1 protein-coding gene is annotated in these 267 nt (G+C 68.2%); it reads left to right on the top strand.

The window, feature by feature from the left end; all coding sequences use genetic code 11:
• Window positions 1-267: aldehyde dehydrogenase family protein (locus tag KVS67_RS12060; protein WP_217565455.1), on the top strand; the 267-nt coding region annotated here is incomplete at both ends.

The following is a 267-nucleotide window of genomic DNA, read 5'->3' as shown; positions in this document are numbered from 1 at the left end:
CTGGGGCGGGTCACGTCCTATGTGGGCGGCGCCGCGCAGGAGGGTGGAACGCACGTGCTGGACGGGAGGACCCCCGACGTGCCGACCGAGGGCTTCTTCATTGGGCCCAGCATCGTCGACCATGTCCGGCCGGGCATGAAGGACTACGACGACGAGATCTTCGGCCCCGTGCTGGCGATCGTGCGCGTGGACACGTATGAGGACGCGGGCGACCTGATCAACGAGAACCGGTTCGCGAACGGCACGGCGGTGTTCACCCGCGATGGG

It is taken from the genome of Micrococcus sp. GbtcB5, from assembly GCF_019091605.1.
GTDB classification, from domain to species: domain Bacteria; phylum Actinomycetota; class Actinomycetes; order Actinomycetales; family Micrococcaceae; genus Micrococcus; species Micrococcus luteus.
Note: the sequence above shows the minus strand (reverse complement) of the source record. Positions and strands in the feature narration are given on the sequence as shown.